Source organism: Sphingomonas bacterium (assembly GCF_903644055.1).
Classification (GTDB): domain Bacteria; phylum Pseudomonadota; class Alphaproteobacteria; order Sphingomonadales; family Sphingomonadaceae; genus Sphingomonas_I.
Window position 1 is genome coordinate 1 of the sequence record NZ_CAHJXD010000095.1, and the last position, 4,088, is coordinate 4,088.

A 4,088-nucleotide genomic window follows, 5' to 3' on the forward strand; every position below is an offset into this window, starting at 1 on the left:
CGGCGCATAGCGCTCGCCGCTCGCCTCGCCGATCAGCGCCTGCGCGGCCTCGTCGTAGCGGAAATATTCGGTGCCGAGTGTCGAGACGGGGACCAGGCCGTCGCCGCCCAGCCCCTCGACCGTCGCGAAGAAGCCGAACGCGCGGACGCCGGTGATCCGCGTCTCCAGCACCTCGCCGACCTTCTCGGACAGATAGGCCGCGACGTAGCGGTCGATCGTCTCGCGTTCGGCGGCCATCGCGCGGCGCTCGGCGGCGGAGATCGTCTCGCCGACCAGCGAGAGATCGGCGGCGTCGGCGGGCGCCAGCCGCGTCTGCTCGATCGCCGGCGCGAGGCCGTAGGCGCCGACCAGCGCGCGATGGACGAGCAGATCGGCGTAGCGGCGGATCGGCGAGGTGAAATGCGCGTAGCTGCCCAGCGCGAGCCCGAAATGGCCATGGTTGGCGGGCGCGTAATAGGCCTGCGTCTGCGTGCGCAGCACCTGCTCCATGATCTGCGGGCGCGCATCATGATCGTGGAGGCGGCCGAGGATATGATTGAACGTCGCGGGGCGGACGACCTGGCCGAGCGCGAAGGCGATGTCGAACGTCGCGAGATAATCCTTGAGCGCGACGAGCTTCTCGCGGCTCGGCGGCTCGTGGACGCGGTACATCACCTGCGCCTTCTTCGCCTCCAGCGCCTTGGCGGCGGCGACGTTGGCGGCGATCATATAATCCTCGATCAGCCGATGCGCATCGAGCCGTTCGCGCGGCGCGACCGAGAGGATGCGGCCCTTCTCGTCGAGCACCACGCGGCGCTCGGGCAGATCGAGATCGAGCGGCGCCCGCGCATCGCGCGCCTTGGCGAGCGCCGCCCAGCACGCCCAGAGCGGCCGGAGCGCGGTTTCGAGGAGTTGGGGCGGTACGCGCTCCCCTCCCGCTTGCGGGAGGGGTTGGGGGTGGGGTGCGACGGTGGCTTGAGGGACATCGCTTCCCTCCGGCGTCCCCCCACCCCCGGCCCCTCCCGCAAGCGGGAGGGGAGAAGAGGCGCCATCGATCAGCGCCTGCGCATCCTCATAGGCGATATTCGCCGCCACCCGGATCAGCGCGCGGGTGAAGCGCCAGGCCTTGAGCGTGCCGTTCGCGGCGACCGTAAGATGGCAGGCGAGCGCGGCGCGGTCCTGACCCTCCTTGAGCGAGCAGATGTCCACCGAGAGCGTCTCGGGCAGCATCGGCACGACGCGATCGGGGAAATAGACGCTATTGCCGCGCCGCCGCGCCTGCGCGTCCAGCGCGCCGCCGGGGCGGACGTAATAGCTTACGTCGGCGATCGCGACGATTGCGCGGAAGCCGCCGGGATTGGCGGGATCGTCGTCGGGGGCGGCCCACACCGCATCGTCATGGTCGCGCGCATCGGCGGGATCGATCGCGACGATCGGCAGGTGGCGCAGATCCTCCCTTCCCTCGCCGATCGGCTGGCGCGCCATCGTCTCGGCCTCGCCGATCGCCTCTTCGGGAAAGATGTCGGGGATGCCGTGCTTGTGGATCGCGATCAGGCTGAAGCTCCTGGTCTCGAACGGCTTGCCGAGCTTTTCGGTGACGCGCGCGGTGATGCGCGGCGGGCGCCCGGCCTTCTCGGCAAGGACGAGATCGCCGATCTCCGCGCCGCCGATGTCGGAGACGAGCAGCTCGTGCCGCTCGCGCTTCTCGACGGGCTTGAGCCAGACGCGGTCGCCCTCCCGGCGCAGCACGCCGAGCACCAGCTCCTCGCCGCGCGCCAGCCGCTTCATCGGATGCGCGGTCCAGCCGGTTCCCGCCTCCTCGGTCCGCGCGAGCATGCGGTCACCGATCCCGAACGCCGCGCCCTTGCGCCCGCGCTCGATCACGCGGAGGCGCGGCGGGGCGGCGTCGCCGTGCCAGCTCTCGGGGACCGCGAAGATGCTGCCGCCCTCGATATCGACGACGCGCAACACCGTCACCTTGGGGATGCCGCCCATCTTGTGGAACGCGCGGCCGGGGGCGCTGTCAATCAGCCCCTCGTCGGCCATGTCCTTGAGCAAAGCCTTGAGGGCGATCTTCTCCTGCCCATGCAGCGCGAAGGCGCGCGCGATCTCGCGCTTGCCCGCCGGCGTATCGCTCGACGCGATGAAATCGAGGATCTGCTGGCGGGTCGGCAGGCCGTGCGGGCGCTTGGCCATGCCGATCAGGACGATCCGGGGAAATCGGGACGGCGGCGGAGATCCTCGAGCTGCTCGTTGTCGACCTCGCCGAGATGCTGCGAGACGAGCAGATATTCGGGCCGGTCGGGCAATTCGTCGCGCGTCGCGATCAGCACGAGTTCGGCGAGCGTGCCGCGATGCTCGGTGCCGCCGCCGGTGAGCAGGCAGGGTTCGTCCCAATCGGGGGTGGGAATCATTGCGGCTCCTGAAGGCTGGCGGTCGATCGCCCGGATCGGGCGCCGCCAGGGTGCCAGCGAAGCGGCCCGCGCGTCAATCGCGGCGAGGCGCCGGCCCACGTTTGCTCATCGCTCGAAGATCACGGGGACGATCGAAGCGATCAGCAGCACGGCCATCGTTCGGTTGAAGGCGATGCGGCGGCGCGGCGAAGTCAGGTAGCGGCGGATGAGCTGGCCGAACAGCACCCAGGCCGAGCTGCTCGCCGCGCCGACCAGCGCGAACACGAGGGCGAGCATCACTATCTGCGGGCGCGGATCGCTCTTCAGCGTCGTGTAGGTCGCCACCGCCGTCAGCGTCATGATCCACGCCTTCGGGTTGATCCACTGGAAGCCCGCCGCCGCCCAGAACCCCATCGGCCCGGCTTTTCCGGACACATCGGCGACCGATTCGGCGGTCGCGATCCGCCAGGCGAGATAGAGCATGTAGAGGATGCTCGCGATCTTCATCGCCGCGTAGAGCGGGGGCGCCGCCGCGATCAACGCCGCGATGCCGAAGCCGACGCAGAGCATCATGACCGCGACGCCGATCAGGATGCCGAGCTGGTGCGGCAGCGTCCGCGCGAAGCCGAACCGCGCGCCGGCGCTCGCCAGCATCAGATTGTTCGGGCCGGGCGTGAACGACATCGCGATCGCGAAGGGCAGCACCGCTGCGAAAAACGTGGCGACATTCATGGCGCCGGCTTACTCCAGCCACGCGGCCGGGTCACTAAGCGCCGGGCCCGATCCGGGCGGCGGGACGTTGTCGATAAGACAATTTTGGGGAAATTCGATGTACAGCAAGGCCTATGGCGACTGGATGCGCGCCGGCATGGAAGCCTGGTCGCTGGGTATCGAGGCATCGGCGGTGGTCGCGCTGCGCATGGGCAAGCTCGCGTCGGGCGGCGATCCCGATGGTGCCGAAACCCGCCTGATGATCGCCGAAAAGATGCAGGCGGCGCTGGAAATACAGGCCGGGATGATGACCGGACAGTTCGGTTTCACGCCATTGACCGGCTCGCGCAAGGCGATCCGCCATTACGGCCGCAAGGTCGCCGCCAACCACAAACGGCTGAGCCGCTAGAATCGTTGATCTCTCGTCACCCCGGCCTTGAGCCGGGGTCCCGCTTCTTGGCGGCGCTGAAGAAGAAGCGGGACCCCGGCTCAAGGCCGGGGTGACGTTCCAGCTTGAACAGGACAGCCTCTCGAACTGATCGACATTAAAAGACCGCCGCCCCTTGCTCCGGGTCCGCCACATAGATCTTGCGTCACCGTGGATACACGAACTGTTGGGATTGGTTCTCAGCCGGAATATCGATCCGTCCTGGAATTCAAGACTGGTGGGCCCGGCAGGAATCGAACCCGCAACCTAGCCGTTATGAGCGGCCAGCTCTAACCGTTGAGCTACAGGCCCACGGGCGTGGCGATAGCGGAACCCGGCCCGCGCTGGCAAGCGCGCGCGGGCAGCGTGAGCATCAGCCGATCGTCGGCGATCGTCAGCGCGCCGCCCGCCTGATCGGCGAGCTTCTCGACCAGCCGCAGCGCGAACCCCAGCGCCAGCATCGGCGCATCCTGGCCCTGCGGATCGCGCAACTGCCCGGCGCTCCGCCCGACCAGCCGCCCCGGCCGCGTCAGCGTCAGCGTGACGCGGCGCCGCGCGCTGCGGTCGCGCGACAGCCG

At 69.1% G+C, this 4,088-nt stretch carries 4 protein-coding genes, 1 tRNA gene and 1 pseudogene; 1 reads left to right on the forward strand and 5 read right to left on the reverse strand.

Features of this window, described 5'->3' with window-relative positions:
- The 3 genes from HUU94_RS04055 to HUU94_RS04065 all read right to left on the reverse strand — a co-directional run.
- On the reverse strand, window positions 1-2,175 hold a 2,175-nt coding region (locus HUU94_RS04055), incomplete at its 3' end, for a ribonuclease R family protein (protein WP_174273832.1).
- Between the two features lie 5 nt (window positions 2,176-2,180).
- Window positions 2,181-2,393 carry a hypothetical protein gene (locus HUU94_RS04060; RefSeq protein WP_174273833.1) on the reverse strand — a complete coding sequence of 71 codons (213 nt, stop codon included), beginning with the start codon at window positions 2,391-2,393 and terminating at the stop codon, window positions 2,181-2,183.
- Window positions 2,394-2,498: 105 nt separating this feature from the next.
- On the reverse strand, window positions 2,499-3,104 hold the full coding sequence (locus HUU94_RS04065) for a LysE family translocator (protein ID WP_174273834.1): 606 nt from the start codon (window positions 3,102-3,104) through the stop codon (window positions 2,499-2,501).
- Between the two features lie 97 nt (window positions 3,105-3,201).
- Here HUU94_RS04065 and HUU94_RS04070 point away from each other — a divergent pair, with 97 nt between their 5' ends.
- A complete protein-coding gene (locus tag HUU94_RS04070) occupies window positions 3,202-3,492 on the forward strand; it encodes a hypothetical protein (protein WP_174273835.1) in 291 nt (96 codons plus the stop codon).
- A 254-nt stretch (window positions 3,493-3,746) separates the two neighbouring features.
- Here the strand turns inward: HUU94_RS04070 and HUU94_RS04075 are convergent.
- Both HUU94_RS04075 and HUU94_RS04080 read right to left on the reverse strand, forming a co-directional pair.
- Window positions 3,747-3,822: transfer RNA gene (locus HUU94_RS04075), tRNA-Ile, on the reverse strand.
- A pseudogene (locus tag HUU94_RS04080) lies at window positions 3,813-4,088 on the reverse strand (hypothetical protein); the annotation flags it as partial. The gene HUU94_RS04075 and the pseudogene HUU94_RS04080, both read right to left, overlap by 10 nt.